This window comes from Alteromonas sp. 4NH20-0056, from assembly GCF_057539655.1.
This window is the reverse complement of the sequence record NZ_BAAJLS010000001.1, coordinates 30746-54156: the sequence shown is the minus strand read 5'-3', so window position 1 is coordinate 54156 and position 23411 is coordinate 30746. Positions and strand designations below refer to the sequence as shown.

Genomic DNA, 23411 nt, shown 5'->3' with positions numbered 1-23411 from the left:
AAACTTGGAATATGGATAGCCTTAGCAGCAACAACCGTCATGCTGCTAAGCGCAAACGCGTATGCAACGCTTGAAATTGTTATAACGGAAGGGGTGAACAGCGCAAGACCAATAGGGATTGTACCGTTTAAATGGAAAGGCGAAGGGGTACTACCTGGCGATATTTCAGACGTCATCATGGCCGACCTAACGCGAAGCGGGAAATTTAATCCCATTACACCTAATAGCATGCCGCAGTACCCCGAGTCAGCCGCCGATGTAGATTACAGCGCATGGGCAAACATGGGCGTAGACACAGTACTGGTTGGCACTATTGAACAGGATAGTCCGAATAAATACTTGGTAAGTTATCAACTGGTTGATGTATTGAAAGGCCAGTTAGATGGCGGCCAGTCGCAAGTATTAAAAGATGGCAAACTGGTTACCAGTAACTCGCATGTTATCGTAGCAAGACAGGCCGTGATAAACGACAGCGACTTCAGGCAGTATGCACACAGAATAAGTGACATTGTATATGAAAAGCTTACCGGCGTTCGCGGCGCGTTTTTAACCCGTATTGCTTATGTCATTGTGCGCGACCGAGACACTTATGAGAAACCATACCAGCTAGTGATCGCAGATTACGACGGCGAAAACGAAACGCGTTTATTATCATCGCCCGAGCCTTTGATGTCGCCTGTGTGGTCGCCAGATGGAGAAAAGCTTGCTTACGTAAGTTTTGAGAACAGAAGGCCGCAAATTTTCATTCAAGATATTTATACCAGTGAGCGAACTGCCATTACGGACTTCCCTGGTATTAATGGTAGCCCGTCGTTCTCGCCAGATGGCAAGCAACTTGCAATGGTGTTGTCGAAAGATGGTAACCCTGAGATCTATATTATGGATCTTGCGACGAAAAACTTGCGCAGAATTACGCGTAACAGAGCGATCGATACAGAGCCGTCGTGGCTTACAGATGGTAGTGGTTTAATTTTTAGTTCGGAACGGGGTGGTAAACCCCAGATATATAGCGTAAATTTAAATTCGAGAAAGGTAAGGCGTATTACCTTCGTCGGCGAGCAGAACCTTGGTGCCACATTAACGCCAAACGGTGATGAGATAGTTGTAGTTAATCAAACCAACGGAAACTATCACATTGCCAAGCAGGCGCTTGATGGTAGTTCGCCCCAAGTACTCACACGGACGTACTTGGACGAGTCACCAAGCGTGGCACCGAACGGAAGCATGATAATTTATAGTACCCTTCATGAAGGGAAGCAAGTGTTATCACTCGTTTCCTTAGATGGGCGCTTTAAAGCTAGGTTGCCAGCAGCCAATGGGCAAGTTAAGTCGCCGAGTTGGTCACCATTTTTGTTCTAACAATTTAAAAACAGTAAACAACAAAATTAAGGAATTAGTAGGATGCAAATGAATAAAATTATGAAGAGCTTCATTATTGCCTTACCAGTAGTAACAATGATGGCTTGCTCATCTGGCCCGAGCGAAGAAGAACTAGCGGCAGAACGCAACCGTTTGGCACAAGAACAGGCGCAAGCAGAAGTTGAAGCTGCAGAAGCAGAAGCACAACGCGTTAAAGCAGAAGCGGTCCAGCGCATAAAACGTCAAGAAGAGATGGTTCAGCAGGAAATGGAAGCGCTTAAAAATGAACAAACCGTTTATTTTGATTTTGACCGTGCAAGCATTAAGCCTGAATTCCAGCGTTTACTTGACAAGCACGCGGCGTTTCTTGTTAGCAACCCTAACCAGAACGTGGTAATTGAAGGTCATACTGATAGCCGTGGAACACCAGAGTACAACATTGCGTTGGGTGAGCGTCGTGCACAAGCGGTAGAAACTTACATGATGAATGCGGGCGTGAGCAGCAGCCAAATTTCAGTTGTTTCTTACGGTGAAGAGAAGCCGGCGGTAATGGGTTCTACTGAATACGCTATGGCGCAGAATCGTCGCGGAGTGGTAGTTTACCGATAATGGCTATTACAGCGATATCTATTTATAAAAAAGGCGTCGCTCTTAGCGTCGCCTTCGCCTTTTCAGGCTTTGCCGCAGCTCAAGCGCCCGTTGTTAATGCCAATGGTGGCAGTGAACTAGAACAACGCATTGTTGTGCTTGAGCGTATAGTAAAGAGCCGTACCGAAATGCAACACCGTTTGCAATCTCAGTTAGATGCTATGCAAGGCGAAGTAGATCAACTTCGCGGCGCCGTAGAAGTCAATACTAACGAATTGCAAAAAGTGCTAGAACGACAGCGTGAGCTGTATCTAGAAATAGACAAACGTGTAGAAGCATTGAAACAATCGGGTACGTTAGCATCGACTGATACACCTGTATCGACGAGCCAGCCGAGTACAGCCATGCCGAGCGCAGGTATTACGGCGTCGCAAGTTGGTGAAGACGATGCATATGAAAGCGCCGTTAATCTTATTCTTAAATCTAGAGAATACGATAAAGCGATCCCTGCGTTTCAATCGTTTATTGAACAATTTCCTAACAGTGAGTATGCACCTAATGCCCACTATTGGTTGGGGCAGTTGTTATTCAATAAACAAGAGTGGGCCGATGCGAGCGAGCAGTTTAATGTGGTAGTTAGTCGGTTTACTGACTCAGCCAAGCGTCCAGAAGCACTCGTGAAACTGGGTGTTATTGCGCAACGAACGGGAGACGCAGCACTCGCGAGACAATTGTTTGAGCAAGTGGTGTCTGAATATCCCAACTCTTCGGCACGTCGTTTAGCTGAATCTAGATTAAATAATTAATAAAAAACCTCTTTAAAGAGGTTTTTTTTATTATTTCATACTAGCTTATTACTCACGGTAAAAAATTCTCGCGCAGTATTTGTCGGTAAAAAGTGTTACCCACTTAGTGTCATTACTTCGATGCTAAGGTTAATAACTACACGAATTGGTTTCATTTTAAGCGGTTGAAAGGTTTTTCGCATAAAAATGAAAATAAAAAGTGCTTATGGGTTGCGTCGCCAAAAATTATGAGTATTATATGCCGCCGTTGCCTAGACACAGGCAGCGAAGGAAAGAAGGGTCGTTAGCTCAGCTGGTAGAGCAGTTGACTTTTAATCAATTGGTCGCTGGTTCGAATCCAGCACGACCCACCACTTCTTCCCTAGTTTTAATTGATGGGTCGTTAGCTCAGCTGGTAGAGCAGTTGACTTTTAATCAATTGGTCGCTGGTTCGAATCCAGCACGACCCACCATCAATTAAAACGTACTATCTACAATGTGTCACTTGATGGGTCGTTAGCTCAGCTGGTAGAGCAGTTGACTTTTAATCAATTGGTCGCTGGTTCGAATCCAGCACGACCCACCATCAAGTTTCCTAGCATCATTGGTCATTCTTCAGAACAAGCATCTCAATCAGTAATACGTTTGCGAACCGAAATCCACTTAGGTTTTTCAAGCACATACACACGTACTTGTGATCCGCTTATATTTCAAGCGTGTAAACAGTATCGTTATTATTACGCGTGATACGGAGGTACTCTTCGTTAAGTAATTACATCATCACGCATTAACTTATGTGTAATTTTTATGACAGTTGGGTATAATCCACGCCCTTGTCGAAACAGAGATGTAGGCCAATGTCAGTAGCATTTCGTGTGGAACAGGTAGATTATCCTTTTCCCGCTAAACCACAGCCCTTATCAGACGATCGTAAAGCCGAATTAAAGGCTGAGATCAAGTCATTGCTTAAAGCACGTAATGCCGTGATGGTTGCGCATTACTATACCGACCCTGAAATTCAAGCACTTGCTGAAGAAACGGGTGGGTGCGTTGCAGACTCTCTTGAAATGGCACGTTTTGGACGAGACGCAAAAGAGCAAACGCTTATTGTCGCTGGCGTAAAGTTTATGGGTGAAACTGCTAAAATCCTTAGCCCTGAGAAACAGGTGCTAATGCCAACCCTAGAAGCGACTTGTTCACTTGACCTAGGCTGCCCGATAGATGCATTCAGCGAATTTTGTGATCAGCACCCAGACCATACTGTTGTGGTATATGCTAATACCTCTGCAGCAGTAAAGGCACGTGCTGATTGGGTTGTAACGTCGAGTATTGCACTTGAAATCGTGGAACATCTAGATAGCCAAGGCAAAAAGATTATCTGGGGGCCAGATAGGCACTTAGGCGCTTATATCGCTAAGCAAACCGGTGCAGACATGTTGATGTGGCAGGGCGAGTGCATAGTTCATGATGAATTCTCTGCGCAGAAGCTTAACGATATGAAAAAAGCTTACCCTAACGCAGCAATTCTTGTGCACCCTGAGTCGCCAGCAAGTGTTGTTGAATTAGCGGATGCCGTTGGTTCAACCAGTCAGTTAATCAGCGCATCACAAAAAATGGACAACGACACCTTTATTGTGGCAACAGATAAAGGCATTTTCTACAAGATGCAACAGTTGACCCCAAACAAGACGTTTATCGAGGCTCCAACAGGCGGTAACGGCGCTACGTGTAAAAGTTGTGCTCACTGTCCATGGATGGCAATGAACGGCTTAGAAGCGATTAAGGCGTCTTTACAGAGCAACGCGACCGGCCATGAAATCTTTGTTGATGAACAATTACGAACAGAAGCACTTATACCGCTTGACCGTATGTTAAATTTTTCAGCAGAACTAAAAGCGAAAGGCGGCCTGTAAACCCTGAAGGTTGTTTTATAAGCACTTGCTCACTTATTTTTAGCAAGTTCTTGATAAAGCGCGTGGCTTTACCTACTATACGCGCGCTCAGGAGAAATTGTTGTTAATAGCAATTCCTGAAACAAAATTTGGAGAGGTGGCTGAGTGGCTGAAGGCGCACGCCTGGAAAGTGTGTTTAGGGTTAAACCTAACGAGGGTTCGAATCCCTCTCTCTCCGCCAAATAATGAAAAGCCCCGCTTTTAACAAAAGCGGGGTTTTTTTGTATCTGTACATAAGCCTGACCACAGGCTGTATCTAGTTTATTAATGTATTTGAGCTCATACTATTTGTAAATATAGCAGATTTAATTTTTACGTTACCGGTGTCAACCTAGTCTAGGAAGTTAGCCATATAAGAGCAGGGAGTGCTTATGAAGGAAAAGGAAAAAATTGCATTGTTTATAGATGCTGACAATGCGCCTGCAGCGAAAATAGAAACCATTCTTTCGGAGTTGGCGCGTTACGGAGTGGTTAACATTAGAAAAGCATATGGAAATTGGAAAAGTGCAAATATAAAACCTTGGGAAGACGTACTACATGAATTTGCTATTCAACCAATACAGCAGTTCGATCTAACCAAAGGTAAAAATGCCACGGACATAGCTTTGGTAATTGATGTAATGGATATTCTTTATACGAAAGACGTTGATTCAATATGCCTTGTATCCTCTGATTGTGATTTTACGCCACTCGTAACCCGTGCGCTAGCTGACGGTAAATTTGTTATTGGTTTTGGCGAGCGAAAAGCTCCAGCAGCTTTTGTAAATAGTTGTTCGAAATTCTTATACCTTGATGAAGAAGCGAGTGACGAAAAACCGATTGAAAAGTCTAAGCCAAATATAAAAAGCGACACGAAGTTGATGAACATGTTGCGACAAGCCATTGATGCGTCTGAAGATGATACAGGCTGGGCGAATTTAAGTACCATAGGACACCATATTTCTAATCACGCCTCTTTTGACCCGCGTAATTATGGGTTCAAGAAGCTCAAAGATTTATTTGCAGCCATTGATCTTTTCGAAATAAAAATCAAAAACGGCAGTGGTACCTATATTCGTGATAAGCGTAAACAACACCATAACCATTAAACGCACCGTGACGCGGGGTAGCACACAAGCGAACTGTTTAGCTAAAGGCCGATACTCATAGTGGCTTTTCTACAAACGTAACCTACCACGCTCAATGATGTCGTTAAACGGCGTATCAGCAGGTAATGTACCGTACGCCCACCCGTGTTGTTGTCCTAAACGCGCTTGGCAAAACGCTTCTGCCATTACTGTGTCAGCGGTGTTAAGTAACAGTGATGCTTGTAATGCAAGTGCAATGTGCTCAACCACTAATCGGCTTCGCACTTCTAGTGTATCTTTGTCTTCAAAAGTGGTGACCAGCTTGGCGACATGGTTGTCATAAAACGTATTCTTACCTTTTGCTAAAGCAAGCTCATCGAGTAATGCGTTTTTTGCATCAGGCTCTTTAGAGAGAGTTCTAAGTACATCAAGGCATTGCACATTGGCACTTCCTTCCCAGATAGAGTTGAGTGGCGCTTGGCGGTAGAGCCTAGGCATTATGTTCTCCTCCACATATCCAATACCCCCTAAGCACTCTTGGGCTTCATTGACGAAAGCGGGTGTGCGCTTGCAAACCCAATACTTACCAATAGCGGTGGCAAGGCGAGCAAAAGCGGCTTCATTTTTGTTGTTGTTTGCCCCGTCGACAGCCTTTGCGACGCGCATGGTTAAAAGCAAGCTTGCCATACATTCTAAAGTAAGGTCTGCCAGCACATTACGCATTAAAGGCTGCGCTATTAGTTTGGCACCAAACGCTTCTCGGTTACTTACATGGTATAATGCTTGAACAAGGCTCTGACGCATTAGTGCTGTAGAGCCAATCATACAATCAAGGCGTGTTAACGACACCATATCAATAATCACCGGTACACCGCGCCCTTCCTCACCCACCAGGTAAGCGGTTGCGCCTTGAAACTCTACTTCAGAAGACGCATTACTCCAATCGCCTAGCTTGTCTTTTAAACGTTGAATGCGAACGTGGTTCAATGTGCCATCGGGTAGCAGGCGAGGGAGTAAAAAACAACTTAATCCCGTGTCGGTTTGCGCAAGCACAAGATGTGCGTCGCAAAGCGGTGCCGAATAGAAAAATTTGTGGCCCACAATGTGGTAGCTGCCATCCTGCTGCTTTGTGGCGCGTGTTGTATTACGACGCACGTCTGAGCCGCCCTGTTTTTCCGTCATACCCATGCCAATGGTTAGGCCTTTTTTCTTATCGGCGGGAAGTGAACGCTGATCATATTGGCCAGATACAATTTTAGATAACCAATAGTCTGGCAGTGCCTTTGCATTTTTCAGCGCGGCTACTGATGCATGCGTCATCGTTAATGGGCATGTTGTGCCAGCATCTGCTTGAGCATGCATAAATAAAAGTGCAGCACGAACAACATGTGCGCCTGAGTGTTGTTCATTGCGCCACGAGTAGCTATGCACTTCAGCGTTCATTGCCGCGCTCATAAGCTGGTGATAGGCAGGGTGAAACTCTACGTTGTCTATACGGCGACCGTAGCGATCAAAGGGTTGAAAAATAGGTTTATGTCGATTGGCTAATTCGCCCGCATCCACAAGTAAAAAGCCAGCTTGGTGACCAAAAGCAGCTAATTTATTCCCAGCGCGTGCAATGATATCGTCATTAGCGTAATGCCTGACTGCGTCAGTTAACATTATGTCACACGACCATAGGTTATAAGGGGCAATTATTTCGGGCTGGTTTTCAACGATGTGAGTGTGAAACGTATGAGTGTTGTTCATTTTTTTGTGCTCTTTATAACGAGTCGCATGCCTATATCAATAAACATTACGACATTGATTTATATTCGTCAATATGTGTAATGTTTGCTTTGAGATATGGCGCTGGTCGTTAAAAAGTACGTTTCGCTTCGTGAAGGTAGTTAACTCTTATGGGCATTTGGTTTGCGAGCTGTTTAAGAATTCGGTACATTCCCAAAGACGAGTTTTTGTAAACGTTTTTAGGAGTTGCACTGATATATGCTGGCGATGGAAAATACAGAGAAGCCTACGCCGCGCCGTTTATTGCTTAAGTTATTTAGCTCGCGTAATGGCGTGCAAATGAACGCAAGCAGTGCGGTTCGCGTTGGTGCGCTCTTTGGCATTTCTGAGAATAACATGAGAGTTACCTTAACGCGGTTGCAGTCTGCAAACCTATTGCAGCTTGTTGAGCGCGGGTTTTATGAACTTGGGGCAGAGGGGAAACTACTCGCAAACGAAATTAATGCTTGGCCAACGGTTGAAGCAACGCTTTGTTCTTGGCGTGAAGATTGGATTGCGGTGCTTACCAATACCCTAGAAAAAAGTGATCGTAAAGCCAAGCGAGCGAGAGAACGGGCATTTAAGTTAACTGGCATGCAAGAAGTCTCAAACGACTTTTATATCAGACCTAATAACGTTATAGGGGGTGTTAATGAATTGCGAAAACGATTGTTTAGCCTCGGACTAGATAAACGCGCGATGGTCTTTAATACCTCACAGTTTTCAACGCCACAAGAGGAACTAAACCGACGCCAATGGCAAAGTGAAGCCTTAGAAGAAGGATACCAAAAAGGGTTGCAAGCAATACAGCAGTCACTTGTGCGCCTTAACAGTTTGCCGTTGGAAGAGGCAGCCAAGGAATCTTATCTTGTTGGGGATAACGCGCTGCAGCAGCTGGTATTTGACCCGTTATTGCCCGCACCGCTTGTTGATGTATCATTACGAAAGTTGTATCGCGCTAAGGTCCACGAGTACGACCAAGCAGGTGCCGCCATTTGGCAACAATTTCTGGCGCTTGACGGTTAAGGTAACGTCGATACCACGTAGGTATTTCTTCCCGCATGCTTTGCTTTATATAACGCTTCATCGGCATGCTTAATTAACGTATCAAGAGAGTGACCGCGCATATTACTGACAAAAACCGCGCCAATTGAACAAGATACAAACTGAGAGGGGGCCTCTTCAGCTTGGTGTAATGCCGCCTCTTTCCATTTAGTGAGTGCCTGTTGGCAGCATTGTTCAACGTCCTCTTTAGACTGTCCGCTAACGACAACCATGAATTCTTCCCCGCCATATCGACCTAAAATATCAGCCTTTCGCTGAAATACCGCTCGCATAATATTGGCGTGCGTCACGATGGCTTCGTCGCCTTTCTGATGGCCAAAGGCATCATTAAAATATTTGAAATGGTCCAAATCCATCATAAAGAGGGAGAAAGAGATATGTTGGCGTTCACACAGCGCCGCCATTCGTTCGCTTTCCTTCATCAGCGCTCGCCGGTTTAGTAGGCCGGTTAGTGCATCTTCTCGGCTCAGCGTGTTCAGCTTTTTATTGGTTAAGGTAAGTTGTAAGACCATTTTGTCTAATCGATATTTTGCATAGGCACATATAAACAATGAAGCGGCGACAAACGCTATCGATATCATAACCCTGTCGCCATAGGCAGGAGCCTCAATCATCAGAACGATGAAACCACTAATGCACAATACCGAGGCTACTAAGGCTAACTGATACGCTAGCCCTAGTGCAAACACACAGTAGAAAGCGTAAAGAATGGTTCCTTCATAAGGAAATGCAAAGCCGTAAATATGCCAGTTTAAGTAAATGACGTGATAATTTGCGAAGGTGAGTGCCACCATTATCGAGGCAAAAACCACGTGCTTTATTTTTAAAAAGTAGGGAGTAAATGAAAAAGCGAAAACAACAAGAATGAGGGGAATTTGAATCAAGAAACGGTTTTGTAAATAAGCGCTATGTTGTGACGCAGAAAGAAGATCTAAATCGGTGATAACAAAAAGCGTAATTAATAGTGCGCCAATGATAAGGGCCAATCGTATTCTCAACACTTCTTTTTGTTCGCCCAGCCTTTCCATGTATTCTCCAAAAAGAAAGTAATTCCGCACACCCATTATAGCCCCGTTATCTCATCGGCAAAAAGAATTATGTGGCTCTTGCGTTGTATAGCGTTTTTCATCTACCAATCGATACAATAAAGACTATCTCTCAATCGAAAGATAACGTAACGTAACGCAGCGTAATAGTCGTGTTGTACTTTTACAATACTATCGGTTAGTAACGAGGCCAAATGATGCCATCACTACATTATTGCCGCTTAGGTCAGTCAATCAGGTTTTTATTCAGTGCACTTTGCTTGGTTGCGCTTTCTGGTTGCACTATTAGTTACGACCATGTAACGCAGACAAACACAACGCAGCAACCCTGTGTAGCGGTGTTAACAAAAAAGGTAAACTGTGAAAATACGCCGTTGGCCTTTGATAATATTCAGCCGCATAGTGAAATTTCTCAGCAAATGCTGCCCATTCATCTACGAAACGATGTATTAAAGAGTGAACTAGAAGATTTAATGGATGAACGCTAATAGTAGTTTTTCCATGTTTATTAAAGCCTTAAGTGCAGAATGGCTTTTTTGTCATTGAACAAGCGTGTAAAGTAGTAGTCATTACTTCGCTTATTTAATGGACTAACTGTGAAATTATTTTTCCGCGTTTTCTTTTCATGTTTGTTTGCCTCATCGACAACTTTTGTTAGCCACGCACAAGATAATGAGAGCGCTGGCAATTACACGGTCATCAAAGAAACAGTAATATCAGACGTGTTGTCTGAATCGCGCAATGTTGTTGTGCAATTACCTAAAAGTTATGCCGCTAATCCCAGCAAAAAATTCCCTATTATCTACCGGCTCGATGGGGCGGGTAACCTAGTAATGATGAATGCGGTGCTAGAAAGCTTACAGTCGCAGGGCGCCGCACCAGAAGTCATTATTGTGGCAATAGAAAACACCGAACGCTTGCGGGATTTATATCCTACTGTAAATAACGACCCCAATGGACCAGTAGGCTATGGTGGTGGTGGCGAAAAATTTCTTAGCTTTATCACCAACGAACTGATGCCCATGGTCGAGGGGAAATATCGTGTACATGATTTTCGGATAATTGCAGGTGCATCGGCTGCGGGCGTTTTTTCACTTTACGCCTTACAGAAACAGCCTGAGTTGTTTGATGCGGCACTTTCGTACAGTGCCGCGGTGTGGTGGGCCTATGGCGCGACAGGAAAGTCCACCGTTGAATTTTTAAAAAATACGCCTAAGTTACATCACTATATTTATACCGCTATCGGTAATGAAGGCGCGCCAATGCGAGCTTTCTACGATGAGATGATTGACGGCATTAAAACCCATCAGCCGGAAGGTCTGCGTTGGGTAAACGACTCGTTTAGCAATGTACCCCACAACTTGGTGAGCACTGCCGCAAGGTTCAGGGCTTATCATAATTTGTTTTATTCAGAGGTGATGCCAGTGCAGCATTTTGACGGCACTGTAGAATCAATTGAGGCATATTACCAAGAGGTGTCTGCTCAGCGCGGTCAGAGTATGGAGGCACAAGAGTGGGTAATACGAAACCTTGGCTATCATTTTGTAAATCAACGTGAATTAGCACGTGCGATAACGTTGTTTAAATATGGCGTTAAGCGTTATCCGGATGTTCCAGATGCGTACAACGGTCTAGCTTATGGATACGAACAGGCAGGGCAGCTAGAAGATGCACTCATCGAAGTGAACAAGGCCATAGCACTTGCTAATGAGGAATATCAGGGATATCAGGTTTACCTAGATAGACGCGAGCGCTTACTAACGCAATTGAGCAAGAAAAGCTAAGCAATTCTACCTATGTGGTTATACTACGTATTCAACAATTAAGGTGCACTGCTAATTAAGCCTTCAACGTCTTCAATGAGGTCGTTAACGCTTTCTAATAGGTGCGCTTTTTGTTTTGGCGTCATGGTTTTAGCCAGTTCAGTAGCAAGCTGCAAATACGCTACCCTATTTTCTTCCCGCTTCGCTAAATACTCTGACGATCTATAATTATCAGGGTGTTGCAATAAGTCAGTTAACGCGTGGACAAAAGTAACGTTATCGGTTTTCCTTGCAAATAATTTTCGCGCTTCATTTTGCATAGTAATTCGGTAGGCAAGCCAGTTTGTGCGAGTATTAGTAAAATAACTCACGTTTTCCTTTATTAATGCTTCTTGCTGGTCTGTAAGATCACCTAAGCGATCCTCTACCTGTTCAGAAAATTGGGTTATTAGCTTTTCTCTTTTCTCTTCAGCGCTAAGGGAGTTGTACTCTATAAGGTCTTCACTCTTTTCTTCGTTTTGTTTTCGTATGGCTGCAAATAGATAAATAACCTGGTCGTCGTTTAGACGCGTGGCGAGTTCTGCTAATTCAGGCGCCACTTTTTGCCGCAGCGTAATAATGTGCTCGTTCGCTTGATTTAAGTGTTTCGCAATCGTATCTTTGTTTAGGTTGTCGGTTTCAATATCACGTTTTAATTCGTTTAATTGGCGCAAATAAAGAGCGAGTTGCTCACTTCTATGCCAATCAATCCAACCCGTTAACGTAGTATCAAATACTTTCTCTTGTGGGCCGGTAAGTTCGACGTAGTCGTCCATGTACCAATAAATTAACCAATCTAAATTGTTATAGGCTAGCTTTGATGAACAGCCCGCAAGCAAAAAAACACCTATAAATGCAATGAACTTTTTCATGTGAAACGTGGTTCCAGCGTAGTGTGAATTAAAAGAAGAATGAACATGTTATTGTGTTGATACTTTGGTTTTGCCATTATGGCTTAATTACGCGTAAGGTTTTGAGCTAACTGCACATTATAAGTTCATTGCTGCGTTAAATTATACTTACCTGCCGAAGCCGCTATGGAGTGCGCATGTCTAATCATGAAATGCTGAATTATGTCGAGTTTCCTTCAAATGACCTCAACAAAAGTAAACTCTTCTTTGAACATGTATTTGCCTGGTCATTTACTGATTATGGCCCCCAATACAGTGCCTTTAGTGGAGCCGGTATAGATGGTGGGATGTATGATTCACCTAACCCCATATCAGGCGCTGAGAATGGCGCGTTACTGGTATTTTACAGTAACGATATTCATGCTACCCAAGCAAAAATTGAACAGGCGGGTGGGGAAGTAACACGTTCTATTTTCGCTTTTCCTGGCGGGTGTCGTTTTCATTTCAAAGAGCCTGGCGGAAATGAATTTGCTGTATGGTCAGAGCATCAGTAGTGTACTAATTATATACTTACAAAAAAGCCCGTCTTATAACGGGCTCTCTTAATTACGTCAGGGGTTATTTCCCCAGCACGATACGTAGCATTCTACGAAGTGGTTCTGCCGCGCCCCACAGAAGTTGGTCGCCCACCGTGAAGGCCGAGATATACTCTGGACCCATTGAAAGTTTGCGAATACGGCCAACCGGAATAGACAATGTACCGGTTACTTTCGCCGGAGTAAGCTCCTGCATCGTTATATCACGGTCGTTTGGTATTACTTTTACCCATTCGTTGTGCTCTGCAAGCATGCGCTCTATTTCATCTACAGGTAAGTCTTTTTTGAGTTTTAGCGTTATCGCTTGGCTGTGGCAGCGCATAGCACCAACGCGTACACAGATGCCATCGATTGGAACTGCTTTCTCTTTGATGCCGAGGATCTTATTCGCTTCAGCTTGTGCTTTCCACTCTTCACGACTTTGACCCGAAGGGAGTTGTGAATCGATATAGGGAATTAAGCTGCCAGCAAGCGGTACACCGAACTGTTCACTGGGGTAATCGTTGCTTCGAATAAATTCAGAAACTTGTTGGTCTATTTCTAAAATCGCAGTAGCAGGGTTATCGACTTTCTCTTTTACATTGGCATGAATAGCGCCCATTTGGCTGATAAGCTCGCGCATGTGCTTAGCACCAGAGCCCGATGCTGCCTGATAGGTCATTGGTGATGCCCATTCAACAAGGTCATTTTCAAACAGACCGCCTAATGCAAGCAGCATAAGTGATACTGTACAGTTGCCGCCTACGAATGTTCGAACACCGCGGGCAATACCGCTATCTATCTCTTTGCGGTTAACGGGGTCTAGAATAATCACGGCATCGTCTTCCATGCGAAGTGCTGATGCTGCGTCGATCCAATAGCCGTTCCAGCCTGCTTGGCGCAACTTGGGGTAAACGCTTTTGGTGTAATCGCCGCCTTGGCAGGTAATGATAATGTCTTGTTTTGCTAAAGTATCAATATCGAAAGCATCTTCTAATATACCTGCATTTTCACCTGCAAAATCTAGGGCCGGCAAGCCTTTTTGGGATGTGGTGAAAAACGTGGGGGCGATATGAGAAAAGTCTTGTTCCTCTTGCATACGTTGCATAAGAACCGAGCCAACCATGCCTCGCCATCCTACTAACCCAACTTTTTGTTCAGACATTGAATTTTGAACCCTTTTATTTCTTTATATGAGCAGAACGTTGATAATTACGGTTACCAACCCTAACTCTGTCGCTTTCATTGTTATGCAAGCAGTCTATAAATAATTTGAAAGCCTGGCTATAACGTTTTTATAAATAATTTGTTGGGTATATAAGTTTGAGCGCTTCAAGGGAGTGAGGCGTACCCTGTGCGATATATTGACATTGAACACTTGCCATTTAACACGTCACTTTCTATTCTGAATAAGTGAAAAGGGGAGCGATATGGCAATAACCAGTATTATGTCAACGCGCGTTGTTAGCGTACATATGGACGACAGTTTACAGTCACTTAGAGAACTTTTTTCTGCAACTGGCTTCCATCATTTGGTGGTGGTTCATGATAATACATTGCAAGGTATAATCTCTGATAGAGATTTACTCAAAGCGTCGAGTCCATTTATCGATACGATAAGCGAAAGGGCAAGAGATCGTGCTCTACTAGAGAGAAAAGCGCATCAAATCATGACCAGAGACGTTATCACTCTGTCTCCTACGGACACGATTTATCGTGCTATTGAATTGTTCAACGACAACAAAATATCGTGTTTGCCTGTTGTCGATGCTAATCAGCATCCTGTGGGGATGGTGTCATGGCGAGATGTTATGGCGTATATGCAAGCGCGAGTTTTATCTAAAAAATAGTTTGGCGATGTAACGCAGTTCAAAAAAAAAGAGGTGCCATTAGGCACCTCATTTTCTATTAGCGGTAGCTGACTCGAAACAAAATACTGTAAAGCACTGGAACCGCAATGAGCGTTAAAATGGTGGCAAATGTTAGCCCGCCCATGATGGTTACCGCCATGTCAGCAAAGAATGCGTCAAATAATAATGGTGCCATACCTAATATAGTGGTGATGGCGGCAAGGGCAACAGGCCGCAGGCGGCTGAGTGTCGCTTCCACGATGGCTTTGCTTATTTCAATACCTTCTTCAATCTGTAAGTCGATTTCTTCAATCAATACAATGGCATTTTTGATTAACATGCCAAACAAGCTGAGAAAGCCAAGTAACGACATAAAACCGAAAGGCATATCAGTTAGCAGTAGGCCGCTAACCACGCCCACTATAGCCATGGGGACCACTAGCCAAATAATAAGTGGCTGCCGAGCGTGCCCAAACAAAAGAACTGAAATAATAAACATCACTAGGAAACCGGCGGGTAATCCTTTTCCAAGTGCTTTTTGAGCATCGGATGAGCTTTCAAACTCACCGCCCCATTCAAGGCTATAACCCGGCGGTAGTGGCATATCTTCAATCAGAGGTCTGATACGCGCTAGCGCTTTTGCCGCCGTTTCATTATCTCCTGGCTCTGCTTCAACCGTAATGGTTCTCAGCCTGTCTTTTCGTTGGATGCGTAACTCTTCGGGTAACGACTCTAGGCCCTTTGATACTTGCGCAAACGGGACGTATTGACGTTGCTGCGACGACCATACTTGAGCATCTCTCAATGCCTGTAGTTCACCGTCCGTGCTATTTCCCATTTTAGCAACAATGTCATAAGCATAGTCGCCGTCTTGTACTGTGCCCAATTTCAGCCCGCTGCTAGCATACTGAACGGTTTGACTAAAATCTGAATGCGACACGCCCGCGATGCCGGCGTTGTAGTTATCGTAAAGGGTATTAATGGCAAACCCTTTCTCGCGCCAGTTGTGCCTGATATCTTTAATGTTGCCATCATCAAACAAAATTTGTTTTGCTTGGTCGGCTAAATGGCGTAATACATCTGTATCAGGCCCTGCAAATCTTGCTTCCAATTTTGCCCCTGAACCTGGCCCAAACTGCATACGTTCCATGTAAAAGTTTGCATCTAAATCAATATCTTCCAGCCTATTTGAAAGCTGTTCTTGAACTGCTGAAACATTATCTAGTGTGTTTACTCTTACCATGAAAAACGCGTAGTTTTCATTTGCACTTTTCGGTGCGTAAGTCAGAGTGAATCTGTCTGCGCCTTGCCCGATAAAGGTTGATACGGCGGTGACATTGTCTAACGCCAGTAAGCGCTGTTCTGTCTCTTTGGCTTTTTCCTCAGTAGCGCGAATATCTCTATCTTGCGGGCCCCAATAATGCACAAAAAATAGCGGTGCATTTGAGGGCGGAAAGAAGCCTTGTTTTACTAAACCGAAGCTACCGTAAGCGACGACTGTAATGATAAGTAATCCGGCGATAGTCACCCAACGTAACTTGAGCGCGCCAACAAGAACAGAAGTAAACCAGCGTTGCATAGTCGATGGTTTGTCATCGTCGCTTTGTTTTACGCCCTTCTTATAGAAATAATTACCCAGCACAGGCACCAGTGTTACCGCGAGTACCCAGCTCATGATCAGTGACACCAGCACTACCGCGAATAAGGAATAAAGAAATTCGCCTGTCGCATCGTCAGATAAGCCAATGCCAGAAAAGGCAGCAATACCGATAACAGTTGCCCCTAACAATGGCCACTGCGTGCGTTTCACAATAAAGCTTGCAGAATCTTTTGCTGAATTACCGGTGGCCATACGAAGCATCATGCCCTCGGCAACTACAATGGCATTATCGACCAGCATACCCATAGCAATTACCATTGCGCCAAGCGATATACGCTGAAGTTGAATGTTCATTAACCACATGATCAAAATGGTGCCCATAACCGTCACCAATAAAACCATGCCGACAACGACGCCAGAGCGCCACCCCATGAAAAGACAAAGCGTCAACGTGACTACCGCCACTGACATTACAAGGTTAGCGATAAAACCATCTACCGATTCGTCGACTACCGACGCTTGGTCGTAAATAGGGGTAAGTGTGATACCAACGGGGAGCGTTTTAAGTAGTGCATCAACTTTTGCATTTACTTGATTGCCCACATCAACAATGTTCACATCAGCCAACGCCGATACGGCCAACGTCAACGCTTCAGAGCCATTGTAACGAATTAATACAGGCTGAATATCGGCAGGTTCAAGCTTTAAAGTAGCAACATCTGCAACGCGCAGCGAACGATTGGTTCCGGGTATTACAAGGGAAAGGTTTGATATTTCTTCTAACCTATCGGGCGCACGTTCAACAATAAGTCGCACGTTCTTTTCGTCTATTTTCACGCGCCCACCGTTAAATGGACGTAGATTGTCTTGAAATAGCTGCGCTAAATCAGGAAATGAGATTCCAAGACCTGCTAATTGGTAGGGATTGATGTAGGCAACAATACGCTCTTTTTGAACCCCTGTAACGGTGACTTTCGCCACACCTTGTGTAGTGAGCAACTCGCGACGGATAACGCGAGCAAACTCTCTTAATTCTCGCGTATCGAAGTCAGGCGCACTTAGCGCATAGTAAAGGCCATAAACGTCACCGAAATCATCAAACACCACAGGGTCGCCTGAGCCTATTGGTAGGCTCGTTGCGGCGTCTCTTAGCCGTTTTCTAAGTTCGTCCCATATTTGGGGAAGTTCGTTGCTGTCAAAGTTACTTTTAACTTCAACGGTAATTTCTGATTTACCAGGAGAGGAGGTCGATTTCAGTTTCTTTAACTGCGACATTTGCTGAATAGCAATTTCTAACGGTTCTGTTATCTCTCGTTCAACTTTTTGTGCTCCCGCACCGGGATACGCAGTAAATACTTTTACCTGCTTGATGGTAAAAGCGGGATCTTCAAGGCGGCCAATTTCGGCCATAGCGATGATACCGCCAAGAAGTAAGATAACCACCATAAGCCACACATTGACCGGCTTATCAATTGAGAAGCGAGCAATATCCATAACTTACATCTCTCCTTTGTAAGGAAGTACCTTCATATTAGCTCGCATTTTAGTTGCACCCGCCGCGACCACTTTTTGGCCTACCTCAAGTGAATTATCAACAACTGCGAAGTCGTCTTGAATATGGTTTACGGTAACCGACTGCAATGCTACGGTTTGATTGTTTTCATCATAAACCCAAACAGAGAAGCCCGTATCCTCTTTACCTACTAACGACCTAACCGGCACAATTAGCCCTTCTGGAAACGTCGAACCTTGCAGCGCTACCTTTACTACTGCGCGTGCTCCTGGCGTAAGCGGCAATGCTTCTCGAGGTTCCATTGCAAACACCACTTCATAAGTTTGAGATACTGGGTCTGGTTGTGTCGAATGCTCTACATACTGTACCGGAAACCACTGACTTTGGTCGGTGGCGAGCGATGCACTTGCTTGTTTGATACCTCTGCCAATATTTGCAGTTAGAAGTCGCTCGGGCACGTTAATATTGAAGTAAATTTTAGATACGTCTTGCAGTCGTGCAATAGGGGTTCCTGCCGATACAAAACTATTATTTTCGACTAAGCGCTGAGATACTTTGGCGTCAAAAGGCGCGTAAAGCTCTGTATAGCTTAAGTCTTGTTCCGCTTTTTTCAGGTCGATAACAGCAAGTTCGTAAGAGGTTTTTGCGCTGTCAAAGTTGCTTTGTGCAACCAAATTTTGCGCAAACATTTTTTCGATGCGCGACAACTCACGCTGCGCTTGCTCTAAGCGCGTTTTTGATTCGTCAACACGGCGCTGAAAAGGCTTTCTATCAATCGTCGCCAGCAATTTGTCTTCTTGAATATCGCTGCCAGTGACCAAATCCATTTGCACCAAACGCCCCGATACTTCAAAACTCAAATTTACCGTTTTTACCGCAGAGACCACGGCTGGAAAAGAAAATTCATCAAGGTTAGGTACGTCGGTAACCGTTGCCAGTTTGACATACCGTGGTGCGAGTTCTTTCTCTTCTGCCTGCTGTTCTGTGGTGCAGCCAGATAACCCGACAATCGCTAATGAAAACAATACAATAATATTACGAACACGTGAAAAGGGCATGGTGATCTTGTTCCGTTTAATAGGCAACGCTACGTGAGCGACACAGCATTACGTGATATAAAAGTAAACTCTTCAGTGTATTTTAGTGGCGTTGCGTTGAAAAGTAAACTGTTCAGTGTAAAATGAAAGCAATTGAACATGAATGTGTATTCTTATGCCATCTGCAACACGCTCTAGAAGTGACATAAAACGCGAAGCAATAATTAACGCTGCAACGCAAGCATTCCAAGAATTTGGTGTGAACGGTACCACCATGGATAAGCTTGCTGAACTTGCTAACGTATCTAAACGTACGGTTTACAACCATTTTTCGACCAAAGAAGATTTGGTTATGTTCCTTATTAAAGCGCAGTGGCAAAACGCATTGCTAAATGTAAATGTTGTCTTTGATGAGCATAGTCCATTATTTGAGCAGCTAGAAGCATTACTGCTTGCCGACATCGAGTTTATGAGCGGAGAGTCTCATTTAGAGTTAGCGCGGGTAGCAATAGGTCATTTCTTTTATGAGCCAGAAAAATTGAAGGACGAAGTGCAGCAATTGAAAGCCCAAGAATCATCACTGCATAAATGGTTAAATAGCGCGAAGAAGAGCGCAAGAGTCGACTTTGAAAATGTACAACATGTCGTTGATGAAATTGATAGCTTGGTAAAAGGGCAGTGTTTTTGGCCCCAATTGTTCAAAATTGAGTCACCCTTAAGTCGAGCAGAAAAAAAACGTATAGCAGGTGGTATTGCCCGTTTAATATTGTGCCGCTACGAGTCTGACATCCTATAACGGTGTAGGCGGTAATAAGCAGCACTGTAGATAGCGTTCACCCGTAGTGCTGCGTTAAGCTCAACGCATAGATGCAGTATTAGCCGTTTTTGGCGAAGTTAACGAGCACGTCACCATCCATCCTATAGCCAAGCCATTCACTTTTAGGTTTCGCGCCCAGCGATTCATAAAAATCGATAGCTGGTTTATTCCAATCCAGTACGCTCCATTCAAAGCGCCCGCAGTCGTTCTCAACCGCAATTTGAGCAAGGTGCTTAAGCAGCATTTTACCAGCGCCGTTACCTCGCGACGCTGGAGATACATATAAATCTTCCAAATAAAGACCGTTTCGCCCTTGCCACGTTGAATAGTTGAAGAAATAGACGGCAAACCCGATGGGCTTTCCGTTGTCTTCGCATATTACGCAATGGGCAGTGGCTCCCTCGCCAAATAACGTCTTGTGCAAGTCGCTTTCCGTGGCTTCAACCTCGTGTTCCGCTTTTTCATATATAGCAAGTTCTAACACGAATTGGCGAATTTGGGTGATATCGTCAGGCAGTGCCTTTCTAATGGTTAGCGAACTAGACATTTTATTCCTCTATATAAAAACGGAGTAACATACGGCCTTATTTGCCGTATGTTACTGAAGCTGTGCTGGTTTCTTTCTTTGCCGACGTTCGGGTTAGCTTTTGTTTAATGAACGCAAATGGGCCGGCTAAATCCAATAAAATAAGATACAGGCAAGGAACCAAAATAAGCGTCACGAGGGTCGCGTAAAGTACAGCAAAGCCAAGAGCAACTGCCATGGGTATTACAAACGCAGCTTGTAAGCTGGTTTCAAACATTATCGGCAATACACCAGCAAAAGTGGTAATCGAGGTCAACGTAATGGCTCTGAACCTTGCGCTACCAGCCTCGGTAACCGCCTCTTTAACACTGTAACCTTGGGCGCGTCGTTGATTAACAAAATCGGTCATAACCAAAGAATCGTTTATGACGACCCCTGCAGCGGCAATTAAACCGAAAGTAGACATCATCGACAAGTCCAGGCCCATAAAGAAATGCCCCCAAATGGCACCTGTCAAACTAAAGGGTATGACCGACATAATGATGAGCGGCTGACCATAACTTTTTAGTGGCACCGCTAACAAAATATATACCATTACCATGGCCGCTAAGAAAAACAGAATTTGTTCGTTTTGCTGAGCAAGCTGCTCTTCAATATCACCACCTAACTCGGTCATCACCGATGGGAATTCTTCTTGTAGCTGCACAAGGAGCTTTTCTTCAATCTCTTTAACGATGGTGTTGGGCTCAACTGCTTCTTCATCAATATTTCCCCACACATAAACGCTACGGTACCCACCTTCACGACGGATGTAGCTTATGCCTGGTTTTTCATCGAGCGCTACTACATCGCCAAGCAGCACATCGTTACCCGATGGCGTTTTTATCACACTATATTTTAATGCGGCAAAGCGTTCACGGGTTAATTCTGGGTAGCGCACCATTACACGTACTTCTTCGCCGTTTCGAATAACTCGCTGTGCTTCTCCGCCGTAGAAGCCGGCACCAACCTGGGAAGCAATATCGGCAAGTGTTAAGCCTAAGTCATAGGCAACAGGAAGTAGTGTCATTTGCACTTCTTTACTGGCAGGGTCGATGGTAGAGCTTATATCGAATAAACCTTTTTGTTGTTGAAGCATTTCAATGAACTTCAAGCCAGCTGCATTTAACGTAGCTATGTCTGGCCCAAACAACAAGAATCCAAATTCGCCATCGTCACCGTCGCCATTAACGTCATCGACCACGGTAAACGACTTCACACCCGGAATTTCAGGAATGGCGGCACGCCAGCGTCTAGCCAGTTCGAATGTATCGATAGGGCGCTCGTCTTCATTAACAAGTGGGGTTAATATTCGGCCTTCGGTGCGATCTTCATTGAAAGCAAGCCTGTCTCTAATCATGCCTGTACCGAATTCATCAACAATCGACTTCTCAACCTCTAAAATCGTATTTTCGATAGTTTTTAGCGCTGTGATTGTTGTTTCATCAGACACATTTTCATTCATTTCTATTTTTACGCTAGGGAAATCATGGGGTACCTTGGGGTTTGGCACCATGCGTACGTAGTTGGCGTTAATTAGGCCAAAACTTAGCATTAACATGCCAACGAAAAGCACCAATACAAGCCAGCGCCAGTGAATCGCGCGTTCAACCGTTCTGCGATAAGGGCCATTTACAAAGGCAAAAAAGCGTTTGTTGAAACCCGCGCGCCAGCTATTCTCTTTTACAGGGCTAAAACGTGTGTGTGCTAAATGAGCGGGTAAGATTAATTTAGATTCAACCAGACTAAATGCCAGGCAGAGGATAACCACAACGGCAATGTTATAGAAAAACGCGCCTTCAGGGCCACTGCTAAGGGTGAATGGAGCAAATACCGCTATGGTGGTAAGTACACCGAAGGTCGCGGGAGTGGCGACACGCTTTGCGCCGCGCACCACATTATCGATACCGCCACCTTTGCTTTCAATTTCGGTGTACGCGCTTTCGCCAATAACAATAGCATCGTCAACCACTATGCCCAGCACCATTATAAAGGCGAACAGTGAAAGTATATTAATACTTACACCAAATAATGGCATCAGCATCACAGCACCTAAGAAGCATACTGGTAAGCCAATCATTACCCATACCGCTAACCTAAAACGCAAAAATAATGTCAGCATTAGCGCGACTAAAATTGAGCCTTGGAATAGGTTCGATAGCATCATGTCCAATCGCGCATTAAGGTAGTATGTCATGTCTACCAATACTTCTAAGCTTACACCGTTGGGTAAGCTTTTGTTTTTCTGCTCAATATAAGCCTTAACTGACTCGGCAACCGGTATGGTATTTTGTGTCTTAGTGGCGCTAACCGCCATCCAAATCGCATTTTTGCCGTTGTATTTGAAGTATCGCTCGCCTTCAGTAAAGCCATCTTTTATATCGGCAACATCACCAAGTGTGACTCTAGCGCCTGCATTTCCCATTTTAACTGGGATCTGCGCAAACTCGGCACCATTGTAAAACTGGTTTTCGACACGAACAGAGATAATGCCAGCATTAGTTCGAAGTTGTCCGGCAGAAATGTTTGCTGAATAATTGCTAATTGCTCTGCTTACATCTGCAATAGTTAAATTGTATTTACGGAGTACATCGGGCTTTATTTCAATGGCAATTTCGTCGTCAGGCGCTGACATTTGAACGAGTGAAACGTTGCCTAATTGAAGTAATTCATCTTCAACGTCTTTAGCTAGACGTTTTAAGTCGGAGAGGGGGAGGTCGCCAACTAGCGGCATTTCGATAACTTGCTGTCGAAACTCTATTTGAGAAACATTTACCGGCTCCATTCCTGCGGGGAACGTTGCTATTCCATCAACACGAAGTTTTACTTTGTCGAGTACGTCGGTCAGTTCTTCGCCTTTGTCTATTTCGAGCGTCACCGCGCCACTGCCTCGAAACGCGCGAGACACTACACGATTAATTTCGGTAACATCTTTTAGCGCTTCTTCAATTTTTATGAAGATGCTTTCTTCTATTTCTTGAGGCGAGGCGCCAGGATATTGCGCCTGTATCGTGATGTAATTAATTTCGATGTTGGGGAACATCTGTCGCTGAATAGTGAAGTAACTCGCAACCCCCATAATGATTATGAAAATCATGAGTAAATTCGCGGCAACGGAGTTACGCGCAAACCAAGCAATAATACCGCTTTTCGTGTCGTTTATGTTATCCAT

At 44.4% G+C, this 23411-nt stretch carries 19 protein-coding genes and 4 tRNA genes; 15 read left to right on the top strand and 8 right to left on the bottom strand.

The annotated features are described in order from the left end of the window. Positions 1 to 39: 39 nt before the first annotated feature. The 9 genes from tolB to AC27EZ_RS00225 all read left to right on the top strand — a co-directional run bounded on the left by tolB (position 40) and on the right by AC27EZ_RS00225 (position 5772). Positions 40 to 1359: a Tol-Pal system beta propeller repeat protein TolB gene (tolB, locus tag AC27EZ_RS00265; RefSeq protein ID WP_487133976.1), complete on the top strand. Its 1320-nt coding sequence runs from the start codon at positions 40 to 42 to the stop codon at positions 1357 to 1359. A 42-nt stretch (positions 1360 to 1401) separates the two neighbouring features. Next, positions 1402 to 1968, top strand: coding sequence for a peptidoglycan-associated lipoprotein Pal (gene pal, locus AC27EZ_RS00260; RefSeq protein WP_487133407.1), 567 nt, complete (start codon positions 1402 to 1404; stop codon positions 1966 to 1968). Continuing rightward, positions 1968 to 2753 carry a tol-pal system protein YbgF gene (gene ybgF, locus AC27EZ_RS00255; protein WP_487133406.1) on the top strand — a complete coding sequence of 262 codons (786 nt, stop codon included), beginning with the start codon at positions 1968 to 1970 and terminating at the stop codon, positions 2751 to 2753. Before pal ends, ybgF begins: the two co-directional genes overlap by 1 nt. A 277-nt stretch (positions 2754 to 3030) precedes the next feature. Further along, positions 3031 to 3106: transfer RNA gene (locus AC27EZ_RS00250), tRNA-Lys, on the top strand. A 23-nt stretch (positions 3107 to 3129) separates the two neighbouring features. Then, positions 3130 to 3205, top strand: a tRNA-Lys gene (locus AC27EZ_RS00245). A 37-nt stretch (positions 3206 to 3242) separates the two neighbouring features. Next, positions 3243 to 3318, top strand: a tRNA-Lys gene (locus tag AC27EZ_RS00240). A 271-nt stretch (positions 3319 to 3589) separates the two neighbouring features. Next, a complete protein-coding gene (nadA, locus tag AC27EZ_RS00235) occupies positions 3590 to 4645 on the top strand; it encodes a quinolinate synthase NadA (protein ID WP_487133405.1) in 1056 nt (351 codons plus the stop codon). A 130-nt stretch (positions 4646 to 4775) separates the two neighbouring features. Then, positions 4776 to 4865: transfer RNA gene (locus tag AC27EZ_RS00230), tRNA-Ser, on the top strand. A 190-nt stretch (positions 4866 to 5055) separates the two neighbouring features. Continuing rightward, complete coding sequence (locus tag AC27EZ_RS00225) at positions 5056 to 5772, top strand: NYN domain-containing protein (protein ID WP_487133404.1); 717 nt, start codon at positions 5056 to 5058, stop codon at positions 5770 to 5772. Between the two features lie 69 nt (positions 5773 to 5841). On the opposite strand, the gene AC27EZ_RS00220 is transcribed toward AC27EZ_RS00225, so the two are convergent. Continuing rightward, positions 5842 to 7500: an isovaleryl-CoA dehydrogenase gene (locus AC27EZ_RS00220; protein WP_487133403.1), complete on the bottom strand. Its 1659-nt coding sequence runs from the start codon at positions 7498 to 7500 to the stop codon at positions 5842 to 5844. A 237-nt stretch (positions 7501 to 7737) separates the two neighbouring features. On the opposite strand from AC27EZ_RS00220, the gene AC27EZ_RS00215 reads away from it, so the two are divergent. Further along, positions 7738 to 8544: a PaaX family transcriptional regulator gene (locus tag AC27EZ_RS00215; protein ID WP_487133402.1), complete on the top strand. Its 807-nt coding sequence runs from the start codon at positions 7738 to 7740 to the stop codon at positions 8542 to 8544. On the opposite strand, the gene AC27EZ_RS00210 is transcribed toward AC27EZ_RS00215, so the two are convergent. Continuing rightward, entirely contained in the window at positions 8541 to 9611 is a 1071-nt protein-coding gene (locus AC27EZ_RS00210; protein WP_487133401.1) for a GGDEF domain-containing protein, read from the bottom strand. The genes AC27EZ_RS00215 and AC27EZ_RS00210 overlap by 4 nt on opposite strands. A 212-nt stretch (positions 9612 to 9823) precedes the next feature. Between AC27EZ_RS00210 and AC27EZ_RS00205 the strand changes: the two genes are divergently transcribed. Both AC27EZ_RS00205 and AC27EZ_RS00200 read left to right on the top strand, forming a co-directional pair. Then, positions 9824 to 10117, top strand: a complete 294-nt coding sequence (locus AC27EZ_RS00205) for a hypothetical protein (protein ID WP_487133400.1) — start codon at positions 9824 to 9826, stop codon at positions 10115 to 10117. 108 nt (positions 10118 to 10225) lie between these two features. After that, positions 10226 to 11413, top strand: coding sequence for an alpha/beta hydrolase-fold protein (locus AC27EZ_RS00200; RefSeq protein ID WP_487133399.1), 1188 nt, complete (start codon positions 10226 to 10228; stop codon positions 11411 to 11413). Between the two features lie 38 nt (positions 11414 to 11451). On the opposite strand, the gene AC27EZ_RS00195 is transcribed toward AC27EZ_RS00200, so the two are convergent. Beyond that, positions 11452 to 12303: a DUF6279 family lipoprotein gene (locus AC27EZ_RS00195; protein WP_487133398.1), complete on the bottom strand. Its 852-nt coding sequence runs from the start codon at positions 12301 to 12303 to the stop codon at positions 11452 to 11454. A 176-nt stretch (positions 12304 to 12479) separates the two neighbouring features. Here AC27EZ_RS00195 and AC27EZ_RS00190 point away from each other — a divergent pair, with 176 nt between their 5' ends. Continuing rightward, positions 12480 to 12836, top strand: a complete 357-nt coding sequence (locus AC27EZ_RS00190) for a VOC family protein (RefSeq protein ID WP_487133397.1) — start codon at positions 12480 to 12482, stop codon at positions 12834 to 12836. 64 nt (positions 12837 to 12900) lie between these two features. Here AC27EZ_RS00190 and asd read toward each other — a convergent pair whose 3' ends face one another. Continuing rightward, positions 12901 to 14022, bottom strand: coding sequence for an aspartate-semialdehyde dehydrogenase (gene asd / locus AC27EZ_RS00185; protein ID WP_487133396.1), 1122 nt, complete (start codon positions 14020 to 14022; stop codon positions 12901 to 12903). A gap of 265 nt (positions 14023 to 14287) precedes the next feature. Here asd and AC27EZ_RS00180 point away from each other — a divergent pair, with 265 nt between their 5' ends. Next, positions 14288 to 14707, top strand: a complete 420-nt coding sequence (locus AC27EZ_RS00180) for a CBS domain-containing protein (RefSeq protein ID WP_487133395.1) — start codon at positions 14288 to 14290, stop codon at positions 14705 to 14707. A 58-nt stretch (positions 14708 to 14765) separates the two neighbouring features. On the opposite strand, the gene AC27EZ_RS00175 is transcribed toward AC27EZ_RS00180, so the two are convergent. Both AC27EZ_RS00175 and AC27EZ_RS00170 read right to left on the bottom strand, forming a co-directional pair. Further along, positions 14766 to 17801, bottom strand: a complete 3036-nt coding sequence (locus AC27EZ_RS00175) for an efflux RND transporter permease subunit (protein ID WP_487133394.1) — start codon at positions 17799 to 17801, stop codon at positions 14766 to 14768. Positions 17802 to 17804: 3 nt separating this feature from the next. Beyond that, complete coding sequence (locus tag AC27EZ_RS00170) at positions 17805 to 18878, bottom strand: efflux RND transporter periplasmic adaptor subunit (protein ID WP_487133393.1); 1074 nt, start codon at positions 18876 to 18878, stop codon at positions 17805 to 17807. 154 nt (positions 18879 to 19032) lie between these two features. On the opposite strand from AC27EZ_RS00170, the gene AC27EZ_RS00165 reads away from it, so the two are divergent. Then, entirely contained in the window at positions 19033 to 19653 is a 621-nt protein-coding gene (locus tag AC27EZ_RS00165) for a TetR/AcrR family transcriptional regulator (protein ID WP_487133392.1), read from the top strand. Between the two features lie 79 nt (positions 19654 to 19732). Here the strand turns inward: AC27EZ_RS00165 and AC27EZ_RS00160 are convergent, their stop codons facing one another. Both AC27EZ_RS00160 and AC27EZ_RS00155 read right to left on the bottom strand, forming a co-directional pair. Beyond that, positions 19733 to 20221: a GNAT family N-acetyltransferase gene (locus tag AC27EZ_RS00160; protein ID WP_487133391.1), complete on the bottom strand. Its 489-nt coding sequence runs from the start codon at positions 20219 to 20221 to the stop codon at positions 19733 to 19735. A gap of 37 nt (positions 20222 to 20258) precedes the next feature. Next, a complete protein-coding gene (locus AC27EZ_RS00155) occupies positions 20259 to 23411 on the bottom strand; it encodes an efflux RND transporter permease subunit (protein ID WP_487133390.1) in 3153 nt (1050 codons plus the stop codon).

Coding starts and splice junctions, on each gene's coding strand:
- AC27EZ_RS00160 (WP_487133391.1), bottom strand. CDS start 20,221: ATGTCTAGTTCGCTAACCATTAGAAAGGCACTGCCTGACGATATCACC.
- AC27EZ_RS00170 (WP_487133393.1), bottom strand. CDS start 18,878: ATGCCCTTTTCACGTGTTCGTAATATTATTGTATTGTTTTCATTAGCG.
- ybgF (WP_487133406.1), top strand. CDS start 1,968: ATGGCTATTACAGCGATATCTATTTATAAAAAAGGCGTCGCTCTTAGC.
- AC27EZ_RS00195 (WP_487133398.1), bottom strand. CDS start 12,303: ATGAAAAAGTTCATTGCATTTATAGGTGTTTTTTTGCTTGCGGGCTGT.
- asd (WP_487133396.1), bottom strand. CDS start 14,022: ATGTCTGAACAAAAAGTTGGGTTAGTAGGATGGCGAGGCATGGTTGGC.
- AC27EZ_RS00190 (WP_487133397.1), top strand. CDS start 12,480: ATGTCTAATCATGAAATGCTGAATTATGTCGAGTTTCCTTCAAATGAC.
- nadA (WP_487133405.1), top strand. CDS start 3,590: ATGTCAGTAGCATTTCGTGTGGAACAGGTAGATTATCCTTTTCCCGCT.
- AC27EZ_RS00175 (WP_487133394.1), bottom strand. CDS start 17,801: ATGGATATTGCTCGCTTCTCAATTGATAAGCCGGTCAATGTGTGGCTT.
- AC27EZ_RS00180 (WP_487133395.1), top strand. CDS start 14,288: ATGGCAATAACCAGTATTATGTCAACGCGCGTTGTTAGCGTACATATG.
- AC27EZ_RS00165 (WP_487133392.1), top strand. CDS start 19,033: ATGCCATCTGCAACACGCTCTAGAAGTGACATAAAACGCGAAGCAATA.
- AC27EZ_RS00210 (WP_487133401.1), bottom strand. CDS start 9,611: ATGGAAAGGCTGGGCGAACAAAAAGAAGTGTTGAGAATACGATTGGCC.
- AC27EZ_RS00225 (WP_487133404.1), top strand. CDS start 5,056: ATGAAGGAAAAGGAAAAAATTGCATTGTTTATAGATGCTGACAATGCG.
- tolB (WP_487133976.1), top strand. CDS start 40: ATGCTGCTAAGCGCAAACGCGTATGCAACGCTTGAAATTGTTATAACG.
- pal (WP_487133407.1), top strand. CDS start 1,402: ATGCAAATGAATAAAATTATGAAGAGCTTCATTATTGCCTTACCAGTA.
- AC27EZ_RS00155 (WP_487133390.1), bottom strand. CDS start 23,411: ATGGATAACATAAACGACACGAAAAGCGGTATTATTGCTTGGTTTGCG.
- AC27EZ_RS00205 (WP_487133400.1), top strand. CDS start 9,824: ATGATGCCATCACTACATTATTGCCGCTTAGGTCAGTCAATCAGGTTT.
- AC27EZ_RS00220 (WP_487133403.1), bottom strand. CDS start 7,500: ATGAACAACACTCATACGTTTCACACTCACATCGTTGAAAACCAGCCC.
- AC27EZ_RS00215 (WP_487133402.1), top strand. CDS start 7,738: ATGCTGGCGATGGAAAATACAGAGAAGCCTACGCCGCGCCGTTTATTG.